Genomic DNA, 16,840 nt, shown 5'->3' with positions numbered 1-16,840 from the left:
GGTTCTGGTTTCGAGTTCGCAGGTTTTGCCTGCCGCTGGTGTCGCTCCGAATCGGTGACGTTTCGCCCCTTCGGAGCGTCGATCGGCCGTCCGCTCCCACGGTGACGTAACCACGAGTGGTTACACAACGTTGGGAACGACTAACAGCCTCCACAGCATAGATAAGAGATAGGGTTTACCATGACAGAACTCGGCGGTTTTCAGGACAGGGTCGCCCGCATCGACCTCTCGGACGGGGAGGTCGCGTACGAGTCGATCGACGACGAGGACGCGAAGAAGTATATCGGTGCGCGCGGCCTGGGGGTAAAGCACGTCTTCGAGCAGGGGCCGGACGTCGATCCGCTGGGGCCCGACAACCTGCTGGCGTTCATGAACGGGCCGCTGTCGGGCACGCAGGTGACCATGAGCGGCCGAATCGCCGTCTGTACGAAGTCGCCGCTCACCGGCACCGTCACGGATAGTCACCACGGCGGCTGGTCCGGCGCGCGTCTGAAGTGGGCCGGCTTCGACGGCCTGCTGTTCGAGGGACAGGCCGACGACCCGGTCTACGCCTACGTGGAGGACGGCGAGGTCGAACTCCGCGACGCGTCGGACCTCTGGGGCAAAGGCGTCCACGAGACCCGTGACGCGCTCGAGGAGGAGGTCGACGGCACCTACGGGAAGAACCTGAGCTTCATGGGGATCGGTCCCGGCGGCGAGAACGAGATCAAGTACGCCTGCATCATCAACGAGGACGATCGCGCCTCGGGCCGGGGCGGCACCGGCTGCGTGATGGGCAACAAGGGGCTGAAGGCGATCGTCGTCAAGTCCTCGACGAAGATGCCCAAACCGGCGGACCAGGAGACGTTCACGGAGGGGCACCAGCAGGCGATGCAGGCCATCCAGGAGTCCGAAGTGACCGCCCCCAACGAGGGCGGCCTCTCGATGTACGGGACGAACGTCCTGATGAACGTCGCCGAGGAGATGGACGGCCTCCCGACGAAAAACGGGAAGTTCACCTCGACCCGGGCTATGCGCGACGCGGAGGGCGTCGACATCGACGCCGAGGAGGTCTCCGGCGAGAACGTCCGGGAGAACATCCTCGTCGACGAGCCCACCTGCCACTCCTGTCCCGTCGCCTGCAAGAAGGAAGTCGAGGTGCAGGCGATGCACAAGGGCGAGGAGATGAACGTCCGGATGGAGTCCTACGAGTACGAATCGGCCTACGCACTCGGGCCGAACTCCGGCAACTCCGCACGCGACGAGATCGCCCTCATGATCGATCGCTGTAACGACATGGGCGTCGACACGATCGAGACGGGCAACATGATGGCGATGGCCATGGAGATGACCGAGGAGGGCAAACTCGACGATGTCGGCGGCCTCGAGTGGGGCGACACCGAGACGATGATCGACATGATCGAGCGGATCGCCCGCCGCGAGGACGACCTCGCGGACCTGCTGGCCGAGGGGCCGCGCCGCGTGGCCGAGGCCCGCGACGCCCACGACAACTCGCTCGCGGTCAAGGGACAGACGATCGCAGCCTACGATCCCCGCTGCATGAAGGGGATGGGAATCGGCTACGCCACCTCGAACCGCGGGGCCTGCCACCTGCGCGGGTACACGCCCGCCGCGGAGATCCTCGGCATCCCCGAGAAGGTCGATCCCTACGAGTACGAGGGGAAAGGCGAACTCACGGCTGAGTTCCAGAACCTCCACGCCATCAGCGACTCGTTCGACATCTGCAAGTTCAACGCGTTCGCGGAGGGCATCGAGGAGTACGTCCTCCAGTACAACGGGATGACCGGACTGGACGTGAGCGAGGAGGAACTGATGGAGGCCGGCGAGCGGGTCTACAACCTCGAACGGTACTACAACAACCTCGCGGGCTTCGACGGGAGCGACGACTCCCTGCCGGCGCGGTTCCTCGAAGACGGCATCCCCGGCCAGGGTGCCAGCGAGGGCGAGTACTGCGAACTCGAGGAGATGAAAGAAGAGTACTACGACTACCGCGGCTGGGTCGACGGCGTCGTCCCCGACGAGAAACTCGACGAACTCGGGATCGAGATCGGACCCGGCACCGGCGTCAGCGCGGACGAGGGTGGTGCGGCGGCTCCGTCGGACGACTGACGCGCGGCGCTACGCGCCGCGGAATTGCGAGCGGGGCTGTGCCCCGCGAGCACGGCCGAGCGTTCATCGCGAACCCGCGGCTTTCGACGGCTAGCGCGCGACTGCCCGTTTTCGATCGCGCCTCACTCTTTCCACAGCCGCCAGCACGCGCGATACAGCGTCCACATGTCGCAGTCGAGGCGTGCCGCGAGCGATCGGCAGGTCTCGAGATACGTCCGGTATTCCGAAACAGACGGCGGGTCGGGATAGGGATCGGCGAGGTGGCCGTGCTCGCGAAGCACCGCCCACTCGCGCTCGCCGACGACGATGCAGGCGTCGGGATCGCAAAACAGCAGGAAGGCGGACGCGACCGGGACGTCGACGCCCTCGAGTGCGGTCAGCCGATCGATCCGATCGGCCGGGTCGGTCGCCGCGGTGACGGCGGCGATCGCGTCCCGGACGTCCTCGAAGTCGTTTCGGCCGAACCGGTCCTCGCGGTCGCGGCGCTCGGCGTTCGAAACTGCGCCGAGGAACCGCCGATAGTACCACTGGACGACCCACTCGACGTCCCGCCAGCCGAAGTCGCCGGCCGCGAAGGCCGCCGGGAACGTCTCGATACCTTCCCGTTCGACCGGGTACAGGGGCTCGTGCTCCCGGTATTCGTCGGCTTTCGTCGCGACGAGCGAACGAGTGAGTGCCATCTCTCGCGTCTTCGCGGCGGCGATCCGTGAGCGTTTCCCCGCACTGGCCCTCGCAGACTGGTCGTGGCGATCGGGCCCGCCTCGCCGGGTCCATGCCAGAAAGACTCATGCCGGTGGACGGTAACAGTACACGTGGTACCGACTCGCGGTCCGAAATTTAACAAATCAGAACAATGTCCAGTGACAAGCGCGATCCGGTCAAAACGATCTGCCCGTACTGCGGAGTCGGTTGCGGGATCCAGATTCAGCAGGGCGAAGAGCCAGGCGACGTACAGTTCATGCCGTGGGGTGACGCGCCGGTCAACGAGGGCCGCATCTGCATCAAGGGCGGCGCGGCGACGGAGGTGGTCGATCACGAGGATCGACTCACCGACCCGTTGATCGAGGAAGACGGCGAGTTCCGCGAGGCGACCTGGGAGGAGGCCTACGATCGAATCGTCGACGAACTCGAGCGGATCCGCGAGGAGTACGGCCCGGACGCGATGGGCTTTTTCGGCTCGTCGAAGACGATGAACGAGGAGAACTACCTCCTCCAGAAGATCGCTCGCCGCTACGGCACCAACAACGTCGACAACTGCACGCGGATGTGTCACGCCTCGACGGTCTGGGCGCTCCGGACGAGCCTGGGCGCGGGCGCGATGACCAACAGCATGCGGGACCTCCGGGAGGAAGCCGACGTGTTCTGGATCCAGGGGGCGAACCCGGGCGAACAGCACCCGATCGCCAACAGCCAGTACTTCCGCCAGGCCGTCCTCGACGGTGCGACGGTGATCCAGGTCGATCCACACGCGAACAAGACGACGCGATCGTTCCAGATCGACGACACCGATCGCCACCAGCACCTACAGTTGAATCCGGGGACCGACATCCCGCTCCTGAATATCGTCCTCAAGACGATCCTCGAGCACCACGAGGAACACCCAGAGGACGGGTGGGTCGACGAGGCGTTCATCGAGGAGCGCACCGACGGGTTCGACCACCTGAAAGAGACGCTCGCGGACTTCGACGAGGAGGCGGCGGCCGAGGAGTGCGGTGTCCCGCTCGAAGACATCGAACTGGCCGCCGAGAAGTACGCCAGCGCCGACAACGCGGCTATCTTCACGGGGATGGGGATGAGCCAGCACGCCTGCGGCGTCGACAACGTCCAGAACGAGATCAACCTGGCCCTGATCACCGGGAACGTCGGCCGTCCCGGCACCGGGGTCAACCCGTTGCGCGGCCAGAACAACGTCCAGGGTACCTGTGACGTCGGTGCGATGCCGAACGTCCTGCCGGGCTACCAGCTCGTCGACGACGACGACTCGCGCGCGGCCGTCGAGGAGGTCTGGGGGTTCGACGTGCCCGACGAACCCGGGCTCACGAACGTCGAACTCTCCCACGAGTTCGGCGAGTCGGTCCACGGCCTGTACGTCATGGGCGAGAACCCCGTCATGTCCGAACCCGACGCCAACCGCGTCGCCGAGCGGATCCAGCAACTCGAGTTCATGGTCGTCCAGGACATCTTCATGACGGAAACCGCGAAGTACGCCGACGTGATCCTGCCGGCGACGACCTGGGCCGAACGCGACGGGACCGTCACCAACACCGATCGCCGCGTCCAGCGAATGCGCGGCGTCGACAGAGTCCACGAGAACACGAAACACGACCTCGAGATTCTCTCGACGGTAGGAAGCCGCCTGTTCGACCCCGAGGACTTCACGTTCGACGACCCCGAGGCCGTCTTCGAGGAACTCCGGCGGGTCTGTCCGATCTACCACGGGATGACCTACGACGCGCTGGGCGAAGAGGGACTGCACTGGCCCTGCTACGAACCGGGCGACGAGGGCGATCCGTACCTCTACGAGGACGAGTTCGACACCGAGAGCGGCCTGGGCCACATCGAGGGCGTCAGCCACCAGCCCCCGAAGGAGACGCCCGACGACGAGTACCCGCTGATCCTGACGACCGCGCGCCTCGAGGAACACTACAACACGGGGACGATGAGCCGCCGATCGCCGACGCTGAACCGCCAGACGCCCGAGAACTTCGTCGACGTCCACCCCAGCGACGCCGAACGGTACGGCATCGAGGACGGCGAGGACGTCGTCCTCAAATCCCGACGGGGCGAGATTACGGTCCAGGCCCAGGTCACCGAGGACATCAAGGAGGGATCGGTGTGGACGACTCCGCACTTCGCGGCCGCCTCGGCCAACCGGCTCACGAACGACGTGCTCGACGAACGGGCGAAGATCCCCGAGTACAAGGCCGCCGCCGCGGAGATCGAGGTCGGGATCGAACCCGCGGACGCCGGATCGCCGGCCGACGACTGACAGATCGATCGGACACCGTCGGGTGCGATCGACTCTCCGGGTCCTCGACGATCGGATCCGCGTCCATCTATTATTTCCTCGTAGACATTCACTTCGGTAAATATTTATAATATTGTTATAACTCGAACAGCATGGGATTCGCGAAACAGTGGAAGGGAGTCAACGGGTACATGATCCGCGATCCGGGAACGTTCTTCACGAAGTACGACGAAACGCGCGGGGTCGGCTTTCCGATCGCGTTCATGCTGGTCTCGTTCGTCGCCGTCATGGTGCCGCTCGCGGTGCTCTCTGCCGCGCTGAACGTCACGGCGCCGGCCGACGCGGCGATCGGTCTGGTCGCATTCCTGGCATTCGGCGTCGTCTTCTGGGTCCTGGGGCTCATCGAGGCGCTTCTCGCACACGGCATCGCCTACCTGTTCGGTGCGCGCGGACTGGCGAAGACGCTCGAGGCGTACGCGTTCCCGACCGTCGTTCGGTACGGCCTGTGGTGGATCCCGATCGTCAATCTCGTCGGCCTGTACGGGTTCTACCTCCAGATCAAGGGCATGGCCGAGTTTCACGACATCTCGACCGGGAAAGCCGCGATCGTCGGCATTCTCGCGTCGGTCCTGTACTTCCTCCCGGTCATCGTCGTCCTCGCCGCCGTGATCGGCGCGTTCGTCCTCAATCTCGGTTCGACGCCGGAACCAGCGCCGGCCGTGCTCCGCTTCGAGCACGTCGCGTAGTCGTCGGGGTCAGGTCCTGCCGGTGCGGTTCCTGACGGTCAGTTCGCGGGAAAGAGCCGAGAATGCGGCCGCGGGACGTCGGAGTAGAAGCGAGGGTCGCGTCGAACGGGCCGACGGATCAGTCACCGGCGACGGCGGTCATCGACTCGGAGTCGGAACTGGCGTCCGGTTGGGTCAGTTCGATTTCGACCTCGCCGGCGTCGCCGACGGAGACGACGACGTCGTCGAAGCATCGACGGTACTCCGTGGCGTGTTTGCCGGAGGTGTTGATCCGGATGTGTTCTTCGACGAGGTCCGCCTCGGTCAGTTTCTCGACTTTTCGATAGGCAGTCGAGGTCGGGATGTCACACTGCTCGGCGAGTTCCGTCGCGGTCAGGCTCTCGCCGGTCGTCGCGTCGAGAATCGCGCGGCAGCCGTCGTCGTCCAGTGCGGAGAGAACCGCCTGTGCATCGACGTCGTCGTCGGTTGGCCACCCGGGCTGCGTCGTGGGACTGCGTTTCATCGGTGACATCGGTTTCTACTCCATGATACTGGCCGGGGCCCCTCCAATTGAGTCCCACTAAATACAGGGGACTTTATATGGCGGTGCGGGATTTGGCCGTGTCACCGTCTCACAACCCCATTCTGTGATCCACGCCGGTGACGCCCGACACCGTTCGCCGGTCGATCGGCGCGTGTCGGGGACGACACGGGTTCGCGGGCGTAGGCTGTCGATCGCGCCGAGGTACCGACCGGAGATACCGATCGCGGGCGGTGGGTTTAGGGGGCCGGGCCTCCGATGGACGGACGATGCCGTCGGGAATTCGCGCGGAGATACGGATCGACGACCCGGACGGGTGTGTCGTCGCGCAAGCGGCTGCGGCGGCCGGCGGAGCGGCACAGTCGGTGACCAAGAGCGTCGATCCGACAGCGCCCGAGCGGATGACCGAGGAATTCATGCTCGAGGCCGAGGAGCCGCCGGCCGAGTTCGACACCGACGTCGACCTCGTGGAGATCTTCTCCTACGGGTCGCAGTCGGTCTACCGGTTCCAGCGCGACCTCGAACGCGGCTGTCCGTGCGAGGCAATCGAACAGCACGACTGTCCCGTCGTCGACGTTCGCGCACAGGGGTCAGCGCTGTACCTCACCTTTCACGCTCCGGACATGAAGGGGTTGCAGGCCGTCATCGCGACGCTCCAGGATCGTCACTCGAACCTCGACGTCCAGCGACTCCTCCAGTCCGAACAGGACCACGCGGAGCAACACCTCGTGTTCGTCGATCGGAGCACGCTGACCAACCGCCAGTTGGAAGTCCTCGAGACGGCCCACGAGATGGGGTACTTCGATCACCCGAAACGGGCGAACGCAGGCGAGGTCGCGTCGGAACTCGGGATCACCGGGACGACGTTCACGGAGCATCTGGCTGCCGCCCAGCGGAAGCTCCTCGACGCGATTCTCGACGACTGAACCTCCTCCCCTAAGAACGCTTCGGGAACTACTGCCCCGTAGTACCGAACCGCAATCCTATATATACTGGAACGACAGCTATAATCTAGGCAACTACCAGTCCGTCACCCACCCCGTCATGAGCAGGTACGAGTTTACGTGTCCCGAATGTGGACAAGAGATCGAGGTCAACGAGTCGATGCGTGAGGCGACTCTCTCTCACGGCTGTCCGGTCTGTGGTGCAAACGTTTCCCCGGCGGACTTCGTCGCAGAACAGCCAACGAACTGATTTCGGCCGGGTCGGTGCCGTCGCTCCTGCGGACTGTCGCTACTCCTCCCGATTGACTTCCGTTCGCCGTCCGTCGAGCGTCTCCGGGTCGAGGCGATAGAGTTCGATGTTCAGCGTGTCTTTTCCTTCGGCCCAGATTTCGAACAGCGGCCGCTTCGCGTCGCCGTACTGGGCGATCTGGTCCGGCGTCAGATCGTTCGGCTCGATGCGCTCTAGGGTCCCGGTCGCGATGACGCTCCGGTAGGTCGATTCGGCCTCGTCGTAGATGACGAGACGACTCTGGGGCGTCGACGCGAGGAACTCGCGTTTTTCGCTGTCCGGCGTCGAGACCAGTCGCATGTAGAAGTCCCGGTTCTCCTCGTCGTAGCCGTACGAAATCGGGATCGCGTACGGATCGTTGTCCCGGGCCAGCGATAACACCCCGGTTTCGCGATGACCGAGGAACTCGTCGATTTCCGCATCGGTCATGTCGGCTTCCTTGTCGATAGCCATCGTCTCGTTGCTTTGCCAAAGGAGAAACACTATCTTTAGAGTTGCCATCGTCACCGGCCGGATCCGCCGGTCGCCGGCGGCGTTCCACAGGCCCCCGACGGAGACCGATAGGCACTCGCCCTCGCCGGTCGCTCCGCCCTCGCACCCTCGGGCCCCTACTGGCTCCCGTCGCTCCCCACTCGCACCTTCTGTCCTTACTCGCCCCCGTCGCCGGTCCCGACGAGGACCGGTTCGCGGATCTCGAGGGCCGTCTCGAACTCCGACTCCCGATCGCATCGACGGCCGACCCGCAACAGCTGTTCCTCGTGTGCCCGGCGAACGGCCGACAGTTCGCGGTCCTCGAACCCGAGTTCGTCGCCGATCGTCTCCCAGTGGCCGGACTCGACCAGAAACGCCTCGAACGACTCCCCGTCGTAGATCCGTTCGTACTCGCGACGGTACCGATCGCGTTCCCCTGCCAGCAACTCCTGGGTGAGGTCGACGAGGTCGGGGAGCCGGGTCCCCGCGACGCTCGCCTTCGCGGCCGTGAGCAGGAGCACCTGCCCCTCGATCGGTTCGCCCGCCATCAGCCACCCGCACGCATCGCTTTTCGGGCGAAGTCCTCGACGAGCGGGTCCAGCGTCTCCGCCTCGCCCTCGAAAACGATCGTCACCTCCGTCAGCGTCAGCGAGGGGCCGATTCCGACCGACTCGGACGAGATCGACGCCGACCAGTCCTCGCCTTCGACCGTGCCGTCGTCGACGCGCTCGCCACCCAGGTTCGTCAGGTACCGGATCGCGAGGCGCTCGGAGATGCCGCGAAAGGAGCGTTCGATGCGTGTTCCCATGCGGTCCCGTTGGTTCCCCGGCGGGTTAAAGACGGCTGTCGGCCGATCGGCTCCGGTTCTTCGAACCGGGAATCGCCCGACCGAATCCCGCTACTGCCCGTACAGCACCAGGACGGTCCCGACGATCGCAACGACGAGTCCGGCCCAGCCCGCGACGGCGACGGTGACCCAGACCGCAGCGAGGAGGCAGCCGAATCCCAGGAGCAGACACGTCCACTCGGCCCTCGATCGGGTCCCGTCCCGGCCGAGCAGGGTCTCGACCAGTCCGTCGAGGACGAGACGAAGCACCGTTTCGAGCATACCGACACGTCTCAGACAGGAATACCAAACGTTCCGGTGGTCGGGGAGCGATCGGCGACGCTGTGGCGATGTGCCTGGTACGGGGACGACGTAGCGGTGGGACCGGTACGGCGACGCTGTAGCGATGGGGCGGCCGGCAACCGACTACGCCGCGCCGCCGGCGACCGGCGGGAACACCGAGACCACGTCGCCCTCGGCAAGTTCCGTCGCCGGACCTTCCATGTGGACCACGTTGCGCCCGTTCTTGAGCACGCTCAACTGCGGTCGAATCGCGTCGCCGTCTTCCGTCAACAGTTGGCCCTCGAGGTCCTCGTACTCGTTCTCGAGGCCCTCGAGAACGTCTCCGACGGTCGCGTCGTCCGCGACCGTCCGACTGCGCTCTTTGGAACCGACGGCCTCGCGGAAGGTGGCGAAAAACCGAAGCTCGATATCCATATCGGATTCTTGGCCCGTGAGGACATAAACGTAGGTCCGGATGCGGATCGCGATCGGAGAGCGGACCAGCGGAGCCGTACCGCCCGGATCGATCTAGGCTGCCGACGCCGCTGGCGCGGAGGTGTACGTGACGGCGTCGACGTCCGCGTTCTCGAGCGCGTCGTCGATCGCGCTCGCACCGGTCTCGGCCGCGACGTCGGCGTCCTCGGCCTCGACGACGACGGTCACGGTGAACGCGACCGTGATCGTGTACGGGTCGAACGGCGCGGTCGGGTGTTCGTACACCTCGGCGTCCTCGATCGTCCAGTCGGCGATCCGCCCCTCGGCGTCGAGCGACTCCAGGTTGCCGGTCAGTTCCGCGGTGGCGGCGTCACAGGCAGTCGTGTCGGTGCCCTCGTGGAGCGTCACGAGGGTCGCTCCGTCGCGGGAGACGGCGTATTCCATGTCCCCCTCTACCAAGTCCGGGGATTTGAACGCTTGGGCTGGTATCGCGGCCGCTTCGTGTCGACGTCACGGAACCCGGCCGATCGTCCCGGTTCGGTTGCGATCAGGCTCGCTCTCGCCACGACTGGCTCCGTGAGGCGACGACGTCCAGTCCCGGGCTGTAGTAGGTGACCGGCTCCGAATCCGGTCGTCGGAAGCCGTTGGCCGTCAACAGGGTGTTCGTCTCGACGTCGGCAGTTGCCGGGTAGAGCGTCCACGGGTCGTGGTCGACCGCGGTGTACCGGAGGGTGCCGTCGGAGGCTTCCGTGTAGAACCGGTACCGCTCGACGAGGTATCGTGCGAGCGGGTCTTCGGGTGCCGAGAACGGGTCGCCGGTCGGCCAGTACGTGGCGTCGTAGTGCGCGGGACGCGCTCCGGGATGTCGCCGGCGACTCGAGAACTGCACCCGCCCGTCGTTCCAGTCGAGCGAGATGCGAGCGTAGTAGTACGGCAGGTGCTGGAACACCCGTGCACCGATCACGCTCGCCAGGCCCTGTGCATCCAGACTGAAGAAGTAAACTCCGGGTTCACCGTCACAGGTGACGTACGTCCGCAAATTGAGTTCGGGCAGCGGGATGCCCGCTCGGGCGGGAACCCCCCGCGGCCGAACGGCTACGTTCGTGAACGGAACCACCGAGAGCCAGCCGCTCCCGTCGTGTTCGTCGACGTCGAGCGCGTCGGGGAGGCGTGCGTCGATCACGCTCGCCTCGACCGGCCAGTTCTCGAACAGCAGGTGCCGCCAGCCCATCTCCAGCGGGAGGACCATAGCGACGACATGTCTGCCAGCGCAAAAAACGTGGTTCCTCTCGCACCCCACTCGTCCCGGACGATCGGCGATGCCGGCCGCCCGACACCGCTCGATTCGCCGCCTCACGCGTCCAGCGCGTCGTAGACCGTCGCCAGCTGTTCGAGGGAGTGCTCGACCGAGAGCATCGCGCGGCGCCGGTGACAGAGATCCGAGAGCCGATCGTTCTCCGAGAGCGCCCGGCGGATCGCCCAGCGGAACCCCGTCAGATCGCCGGGGTCGTACCGGTAGCCGGTCTCGCCATGGATGACGCTGTCGGTGAGCGCGCCCGCGTCGACCGCGACGACCGGCGTTCCGCAGGCGGTCGCCTCGAGCGCGACCAGCCCTTGGGTCTCGACCGGACTCGGGAAGACGAAGGCGTCGAGGGCCGAGTAAAACGCGGGGAGGTCCTCGCGATCGAGAAAGCCGAGGAAGCGAACGTCGGCGTCGGCGTCCGCGGCGTACGCTTCGAGGTCCTCGCGAGCGGGGCCGTCCCCGGCCAGGACGAACGTGTAGTCGGTTCCGTCGACCGCGTCGATCGCTTCTTCGATGTTCTTCTCCGGACTGTGCCGGCCGCTGTATCCCAACAGCGGTCCTTCGGGCAGGTCGTAGCGGTCCCGAAACGCCGCCGCGTCGACGGGCTGGAAGAACTCGGTGTCGATGCCGTTCGAAACGACGCTCACGTCGACGTCGGCTCCGACGTGGTTTCGGAGGTACCGTCGGGCGAACGAGGTCGGGGTGACGACGTGGTCGACGCGTTCGAAGAACGATCGCTCGTACGCCCGGCAGACACGCTGGAGTTCACCGACGAGAGGGTCAGGAACGTGCTGGTCGACCCGATCGCCGAGCAGGGTGTGGTAGGAGGCGACGACCGGAACGTCGCGTTTGCGAGCGAACCGGAGTCCGGCGATGCCGACCGTAAACGGCGTGTGGAGGTGGACGACGTCGGACGCGGGAACGTCGTCGGGAACCGCCGGGAGGCCGAGCCGGTACTGCGAATACAACGGCGCGGGAACGCTCGGCAGCGCGTACTCCCCCTCTTCGGGGTCGTAGCCGTCCATCGCCGGGAAGACGACGGCCATCGAGTCCCGACACCGGGGCCAGCGCTCGCGCCAGAGCACCACCGTGTAGGAGACGCCGTTGATCGTCGGCAGGTAGAGGTCCGTAAAGGCGGTGACGGTCGACGCTCTGGTCATCGATCGACGATCCAACGGCATCACCCAAACCGGTTCCGGAACCGACACGTCCACCGCAGAAGGTGGCGTCCCCGGTGAAACCCCCGAGTCAGTCGATCCGGAACGTCACGTCGTGGGTCAACAGCAGCGATCGCATCCGTTCGACGCCGCCCGTCGTGTCCCAGCCGTCGCCCCGGTAGTGTTTGAGCGGGTGCCGGAGCCACGAGTACTCCCGGTGGGCGAACACGTCGATCGCGTCGGACCCGTTCTCGAACAGCGCGACGTGGAGTTGCCACGTCGCGAGCGGCCGTTTCCGCCGGACCCAGCTTCCGGCCGAGAGTCGGCCGTCGCGATGGACCTTCAGTGACGCGATCGGTTCCGGTTCGAACGCCATCGCCTCGAGGTCCGTCCGGAACTCGCGGAGTCCGTACTGGACGGTACCGACGTACTCGTCGGGATGCTGTACACACTGTGCGAACCCGCCGAGCGGTTCCTTGATGCGGTGGAGGGTCGGGAGCACGCGACGGCGGACGCGCGTGGTCAGGTCGACCGCGCTCGAGCGGTCGTCGTCGGGTCGATCGATTCTCGTCGCCACAGGAGAGCATACCGCGAACGGGTCCAAAATCGTTGTGCTTCCGGTCGCGCGGGCCCGCGTCACAGGTCCTGCAACCGGATTCCGTCCTCGACCAGGCGCTGGTTTCGTTCCCGCTCGAGGTGCTCGGCGAGATCCTCGTGCTCGTAGAGCTGTGCGATCACGTCGGCGTACAGCGTCCGCCACGCGATCGCGTAGATCGGCGACTGGCCCCACGCGCGCAGTTCCGGCACGAGGTCGTCGTAGGTCTGGTGGCGGTCCTCGAACCGATCGATCGCGTCGAGGACCATCCCGGCCGCCTCGCGCTCGTCGTCGGCGTCCGCGATCGCCTCGTTCAGGCGCCCTTCCCAGCCCGCGACGGCCTCCTGCATGTCCGCGGCCGCGGCAGCGTCGTCGTCCGGCAGGCGATCGAGCAACGGCTGTGGCACGCCGAGTGAAATCTCCTCCATGGGGTGGTGTAGACAGCCCACCCGCAAGAAACTACGGCTCCCGGGCCCCGCGCCGACCGGCCTACGGCCACGTCGCCAGCAGGACTTCGTCGACGAACTCGTCGTCGATCAGGTACTGTTCCTCGCGCCGGCCCTCGCGGTCCCACCCGTTGGCCTCGAGGAACGCGATCGCCTCCTCGTTCGTCGCGGGGATGCTCTGGTAGATCTTCCGGTAGCCGGCGTCGTCGGCCCACTCGAGGCCGTCTTCGAGAAGCGTCGAGCCGATCTCGTTCCGCCGGAAGTCGGGTCGGACGCCGACGGTCACCTCGGCCGTGTGTCGCAACGACGGGAGTTCGGGCGCGTCGACGTGGAGCCAGCCGACGATTTCCGCCGCGTCGGTCGCGCCCGCTCCGGTTTCCGAGTCGCCGTCACCCTGCTCCTCGGTCTCCTCGTCCGGTTCGAACGCGGCGACGAAGAACATCCGCGATCGTTCGTCGTTCGCCCGGATCAGCGCCGAGTCGCGCTCGAGTTGTGCGGCGACGTTCTCCGCGACGATGTACGTCCCGTCGGTCGCCACCGTCCGCATCGTCTCGACCACGCCCGGGCGGTCCTCCTCGCGCGCCGGGCGAACCGTGACGGTTCCCTCGTCGAGTTCGAGTTCGGTCGGACTCCCCGCGACGGCGATCCGGAGTTTGCCGTTCGTCTCGACCAGGTCGCCTCGCTCTTTCAACCCCTCGACACACGATCGGAGTTCGTCCGGCGAGAGCGGTTTCTCCTCGGTGTACGTGGCCGATCGGGCCGGTTTGGAGTGACAGCGCCCCGTCTCGACGCGGATCGATCGGGCCAGTTCGTCGGGCGTGACCGCCCCGTGTCGCTCGACGTACTCGTAGATCGTCCGCTGGACGGGATCGTCGAACGACAGCGTGGAGTGGACGCTCATACGGCCACCGGCACCGACCGTCGCCATTATTATGCTTCCCCTATCCACCCGGTGTCGATCGCGCGCGGCTTCGAATCGCCTCGTTGCCGATCGACCCGGAACCGTTTCGACCCGCCAGCGTGGCCGTCGCGTCCCGCCAATCCTTCGTTGGGTCGCTCGCTTCTCGGCTCGATCCGGTCTCGTTCCGATTCGTCTCCGATCGCCAGTATTTGATATCGCAGTATGTGGTTTATTGGTCGGTGCGGGCGGCTCGGTCCGGACGCGAACGCCGATCGTCCCCCGCTGGGGGTCGACTCACGGCGTCACGTTCGCTCCACTCCCAGCGAATCGCTCGCTCGGCGACCGGTCGTCCGGTCCACGCGGATCCGACGGTCGGTGCCGGAGACCGCGGCGGTTCGCCGGCCGAACCGACTCGATCGTCTCCCGGTGTTCGATGCAGTACCGATCCGGCAGCGGGGCCTCCATAGATCGCTCCGGCAGGCGTCGGTCCTCGCCCGAACGCCAAGGTCGGCCGTGGACAGTCCGTACTCGTCGCGGCTCGCTTTCCCTCGCCTCCTGGTCCGGGAGTCGCCGTCCGGCGGAGTCACCACGGTCGGCGATCGCGCTGTCCACCGACGGCGGGGCGGACTCGATCGCGCTCTCCTCGGACCCGACGAATTCCGTTCGATCGGGCCTATCCACTGTCCCGAATCGAACGGTCCCTGAACTCGACCCCTGGCGTGGAACGGGGTTTCGACGGTCGGAACCAGGGGTTCGTGGCCGCCGTTCACCCATCGTCGACCCGTTCTCTCGCACCCATCGACCGGACCGCGGGCCGATTCGCGGCGGACGTCGTTGTACCCGGCACCGAGAACTGATCGGGCCGAGGGGTGGAATTTCGGATGCCGGACGGCGAGTGTCGTTCGAACGGGCCGTCGGCTGTGGCGATCGCTCGCGGTGCGGACGTCGCCCCTGCTCGCGCGCGGGTACACGAACATGCGGCTCTCGTCTCGATCGCCGGATCGAGTCGCCCGGGATTCGGTTCGGGGATCGAGTCGACGTCGATCGCCCAGCGTCTGGTCGGGCGACTGGAGCGACACGCGGGTAACCGCGTTGACGCACGGCCCGTCGATCGTGGGACTATCGCGGATCGAACGGCGCTGCGATCGAATCGATCCCCCCGGATGTGTCGCCTCCGGGCCATTGGGGAAACGGGGAGTCGCCGATAAACCGCCGAACTGCGTGACCGAGTACGGCATCGGTGGGGGTCCAGGACGGCCATCCATAAGTGGTAAACCACATACTGCGATATCGAATTGCCGTCGTTTCCCCAGACATGGGCATCGCCGTCCCGATGCGAGACGATCGCTCACCTTCGATTCGAGCGGCGTCGGATCGTGTGGCGTCGTCGGCTGTGCGACTCACCGATCGGCGGCCCGGGCGAGACCGCTCCGTCCACGCCGCATCGAGTCCGGGTCGGTTCCGATTTTCGGAAGTTTCGGAAGCGGCCCGCCGTGGCTTAAGGTGATCCAGCCAAAACAGACAGTCGTGATCGTCGACGGCCGCGTCCTGCGCGAGGACTTCGTCCCGAGCGAGGTGGTCCATCGCCACGACGAGGTGAACCTCCTCTCGGAGAGCCTGGAGCCGCTGCTGTACGATCGGCGTCCGGATCCGGCGTTCCTGTTCGGGCCGACCGGCGTCGGCAAGACCTGCATCGCCCGGTACACGCTCTCGCAACTGCGCGAACAGGAGCCGTCGGTCGCGGTCGCCTACGTCAACTGCTGGCAGGAGTACACCCGGTTTCGGGTGCTCTACAGTCTGCTCGAGTCGATCGATCGGACGGTCGGCGTCCACCGATCGACGCCGAAGGACGAACTGTTCGGGCGGCTGGCCGACGCCGACGACCGCCCGATCGTCGCGATCTTAGACGAGGTCGACCAGCTAGAGGAGACGGCCGCGCTCTACGACCTCCACCGGCTGGGCCACGTCTCGCTCGTGTTGATCGCCAACCGCGAGGAGGAACTGTTCGCGAGCTTCGACGATCGGGTGCGGTCGCGGCTGCGGGCCGGGACCCGGGTGCAGTTCGACCGTTACGGTACCGACGAACTCGTCGCGATCCTCGCGGAACGGGCGAGCCAGGGGCTCGAACCGGGTTCGATCACCGAGGATCAGTTGCGGACGATCGCCGACGCGGCCTCCGGCGACGCGCGGGTCGGCATCGGGATCCTCCGATCGGCGGCCCGGCGGGCGGACCGTAACGGGGACGAGTCGATCACGGACGAGGTGCTCGCGGCGGCGATTCCCGACGCTCGGACGGCCATCCGCCGTAAGACGGTGGAGGGGCTGATCGAACACCAGCGCGTCCTCTACGACGTGATCGCCGAGGCGGGCGAGATCGAACCCGGCGACCTCTACGCCGAGTACGAGCGACGGGTCGCGGACCCGAAGACGAAACGGACCCTGCGCAACTACCTGACGAAGATGGTCCACTACGACCTGATCGAGGCCGACGGGAAGCGCCGCGGTCGGACCTACCGTCCAGTCGAGGACGAAGACGGTGACGAAGTCGAGGAAGCGGGTGAAGAGAACGCGGGAGATCCGGACGCAGATGGGACTGCGGACGGGATCGATCGCGACTGATACGGTTTACTGTAAGTCATTTCCGGCGCAACCGCCGCCCGGATCGCGGTTGCGCCGGTACATCGGTACGGCAATCCGTATGAGCCCCGATCGCCGATCTACGCGCGATCGCGATCGGACGGCTAACGGCTATTTTCGGAAAGTGTCCTAGGCGACGGAACCGAGGACTCTGGCGGCCATTCGCGCGTCTCACCGGTGACTATCGGAAATCGGAAACGGCCGTCCGACG

At 66.1% G+C, this 16,840-nt stretch carries 19 protein-coding genes; 6 read left to right on the top strand and 13 right to left on the bottom strand.

The window, feature by feature from the left end:
• The first annotated feature begins 180 nt into the window (after positions 1 to 180).
• On the top strand, positions 181 to 2,109 hold the full coding sequence (locus AC6I6X_RS13985; RefSeq protein ID WP_497931138.1) for an aldehyde ferredoxin oxidoreductase family protein: 1,929 nt from the start codon (positions 181 to 183) through the stop codon (positions 2,107 to 2,109).
• A gap of 122 nt (positions 2,110 to 2,231) precedes the next feature.
• Here AC6I6X_RS13985 and AC6I6X_RS13980 read toward each other — a convergent pair whose 3' ends face one another.
• A complete protein-coding gene (locus AC6I6X_RS13980; protein ID WP_497931137.1) occupies positions 2,232 to 2,789 on the bottom strand; it encodes a hypothetical protein in 558 nt (185 codons plus the stop codon).
• A 173-nt stretch (positions 2,790 to 2,962) separates the two neighbouring features.
• On the opposite strand from AC6I6X_RS13980, the gene fdhF reads away from it, so the two are divergent.
• The gene (fdhF, locus tag AC6I6X_RS13975; protein ID WP_497931136.1) at positions 2,963 to 5,098 is read left to right on the top strand and encodes a formate dehydrogenase subunit alpha; all 2,136 of its coding nucleotides are present in this window, start codon (positions 2,963 to 2,965) and stop codon (positions 5,096 to 5,098) included.
• A 131-nt stretch (positions 5,099 to 5,229) separates the two neighbouring features.
• Complete coding sequence (locus AC6I6X_RS13970) at positions 5,230 to 5,823, top strand: YIP1 family protein (protein WP_497931135.1); 594 nt, start codon at positions 5,230 to 5,232, stop codon at positions 5,821 to 5,823.
• A gap of 118 nt (positions 5,824 to 5,941) precedes the next feature.
• Here AC6I6X_RS13970 and AC6I6X_RS13965 read toward each other — a convergent pair whose 3' ends face one another.
• On the bottom strand, positions 5,942 to 6,325 hold the full coding sequence (locus AC6I6X_RS13965) for a helix-turn-helix domain-containing protein (protein WP_497931134.1): 384 nt from the start codon (positions 6,323 to 6,325) through the stop codon (positions 5,942 to 5,944).
• 287 nt (positions 6,326 to 6,612) lie between these two features.
• On the opposite strand from AC6I6X_RS13965, the gene AC6I6X_RS13960 reads away from it, so the two are divergent.
• Both AC6I6X_RS13960 and AC6I6X_RS13955 read left to right on the top strand, forming a co-directional pair.
• Positions 6,613 to 7,269, top strand: coding sequence for a helix-turn-helix domain-containing protein (locus tag AC6I6X_RS13960; RefSeq protein WP_497931133.1), 657 nt, complete (start codon positions 6,613 to 6,615; stop codon positions 7,267 to 7,269).
• Positions 7,270 to 7,387: 118 nt separating this feature from the next.
• Positions 7,388 to 7,537 carry a DUF7560 family zinc ribbon protein gene (locus tag AC6I6X_RS13955; RefSeq protein WP_265110184.1) on the top strand — a complete coding sequence of 50 codons (150 nt, stop codon included), beginning with the start codon at positions 7,388 to 7,390 and terminating at the stop codon, positions 7,535 to 7,537.
• A gap of 39 nt (positions 7,538 to 7,576) precedes the next feature.
• Here AC6I6X_RS13955 and AC6I6X_RS13950 read toward each other — a convergent pair whose 3' ends face one another.
• The 11 genes from AC6I6X_RS13950 to AC6I6X_RS13900 all read right to left on the bottom strand — a co-directional run bounded on the left by AC6I6X_RS13950 (position 7,577) and on the right by AC6I6X_RS13900 (position 13,992).
• Entirely contained in the window at positions 7,577 to 8,029 is a 453-nt protein-coding gene (locus tag AC6I6X_RS13950; RefSeq protein WP_497931132.1) for a pyridoxamine 5'-phosphate oxidase family protein, read from the bottom strand.
• A gap of 194 nt (positions 8,030 to 8,223) precedes the next feature.
• Positions 8,224 to 8,595, bottom strand: a complete 372-nt coding sequence (locus AC6I6X_RS13945; RefSeq protein WP_497931131.1) for a DUF8048 family protein — start codon at positions 8,593 to 8,595, stop codon at positions 8,224 to 8,226.
• Entirely contained in the window at positions 8,595 to 8,855 is a 261-nt protein-coding gene (locus tag AC6I6X_RS13940; protein WP_497931130.1) for a MoaD-like domain-containing protein, read from the bottom strand. Before AC6I6X_RS13940 ends, AC6I6X_RS13945 begins: the two co-directional genes overlap by 1 nt.
• A 90-nt stretch (positions 8,856 to 8,945) precedes the next feature.
• Positions 8,946 to 9,155 (bottom strand): hypothetical protein, encoded by a 210-nt coding sequence (locus AC6I6X_RS13935; protein WP_497931129.1) that lies wholly within the window; start codon positions 9,153 to 9,155, stop codon positions 8,946 to 8,948.
• Between the two features lie 144 nt (positions 9,156 to 9,299).
• Positions 9,300 to 9,590 (bottom strand): ubiquitin-like small modifier protein 1, encoded by a 291-nt coding sequence (locus AC6I6X_RS13930; RefSeq protein WP_497931128.1) that lies wholly within the window; start codon positions 9,588 to 9,590, stop codon positions 9,300 to 9,302.
• Between the two features lie 93 nt (positions 9,591 to 9,683).
• The gene (locus AC6I6X_RS13925; protein WP_497931127.1) at positions 9,684 to 10,034 is read right to left on the bottom strand and encodes a hypothetical protein; all 351 of its coding nucleotides are present in this window, start codon (positions 10,032 to 10,034) and stop codon (positions 9,684 to 9,686) included.
• Between the two features lie 103 nt (positions 10,035 to 10,137).
• The gene (locus AC6I6X_RS13920; RefSeq protein WP_497931126.1) at positions 10,138 to 10,839 is read right to left on the bottom strand and encodes a YqjF family protein; all 702 of its coding nucleotides are present in this window, start codon (positions 10,837 to 10,839) and stop codon (positions 10,138 to 10,140) included.
• Between the two features lie 104 nt (positions 10,840 to 10,943).
• Complete coding sequence (locus tag AC6I6X_RS13915) at positions 10,944 to 12,053, bottom strand: glycosyltransferase (RefSeq protein ID WP_497931125.1); 1,110 nt, start codon at positions 12,051 to 12,053, stop codon at positions 10,944 to 10,946.
• Between the two features lie 88 nt (positions 12,054 to 12,141).
• A complete protein-coding gene (locus AC6I6X_RS13910) occupies positions 12,142 to 12,627 on the bottom strand; it encodes a hypothetical protein (RefSeq protein ID WP_497931124.1) in 486 nt (161 codons plus the stop codon).
• 59 nt (positions 12,628 to 12,686) lie between these two features.
• Positions 12,687 to 13,073: a DUF7971 family protein gene (locus tag AC6I6X_RS13905; protein WP_497931123.1), complete on the bottom strand. Its 387-nt coding sequence runs from the start codon at positions 13,071 to 13,073 to the stop codon at positions 12,687 to 12,689.
• A 61-nt stretch (positions 13,074 to 13,134) separates the two neighbouring features.
• Positions 13,135 to 13,992, bottom strand: a complete 858-nt coding sequence (locus AC6I6X_RS13900) for a GNAT family N-acetyltransferase (protein ID WP_497931122.1) — start codon at positions 13,990 to 13,992, stop codon at positions 13,135 to 13,137.
• 1,527 nt (positions 13,993 to 15,519) lie between these two features.
• Here AC6I6X_RS13900 and AC6I6X_RS13895 point away from each other — a divergent pair.
• Positions 15,520 to 16,611, top strand: a complete 1,092-nt coding sequence (locus AC6I6X_RS13895) for a Cdc6/Cdc18 family protein (RefSeq protein WP_497931297.1) — start codon at positions 15,520 to 15,522, stop codon at positions 16,609 to 16,611.
• Positions 16,612 to 16,840 lie beyond the last annotated feature (229 nt).

The organism is Halosolutus sp. YCN4, assembly GCF_059736495.1.
Note: the sequence above shows the minus strand (reverse complement) of the source record. Positions and strands in the feature narration are given on the sequence as shown.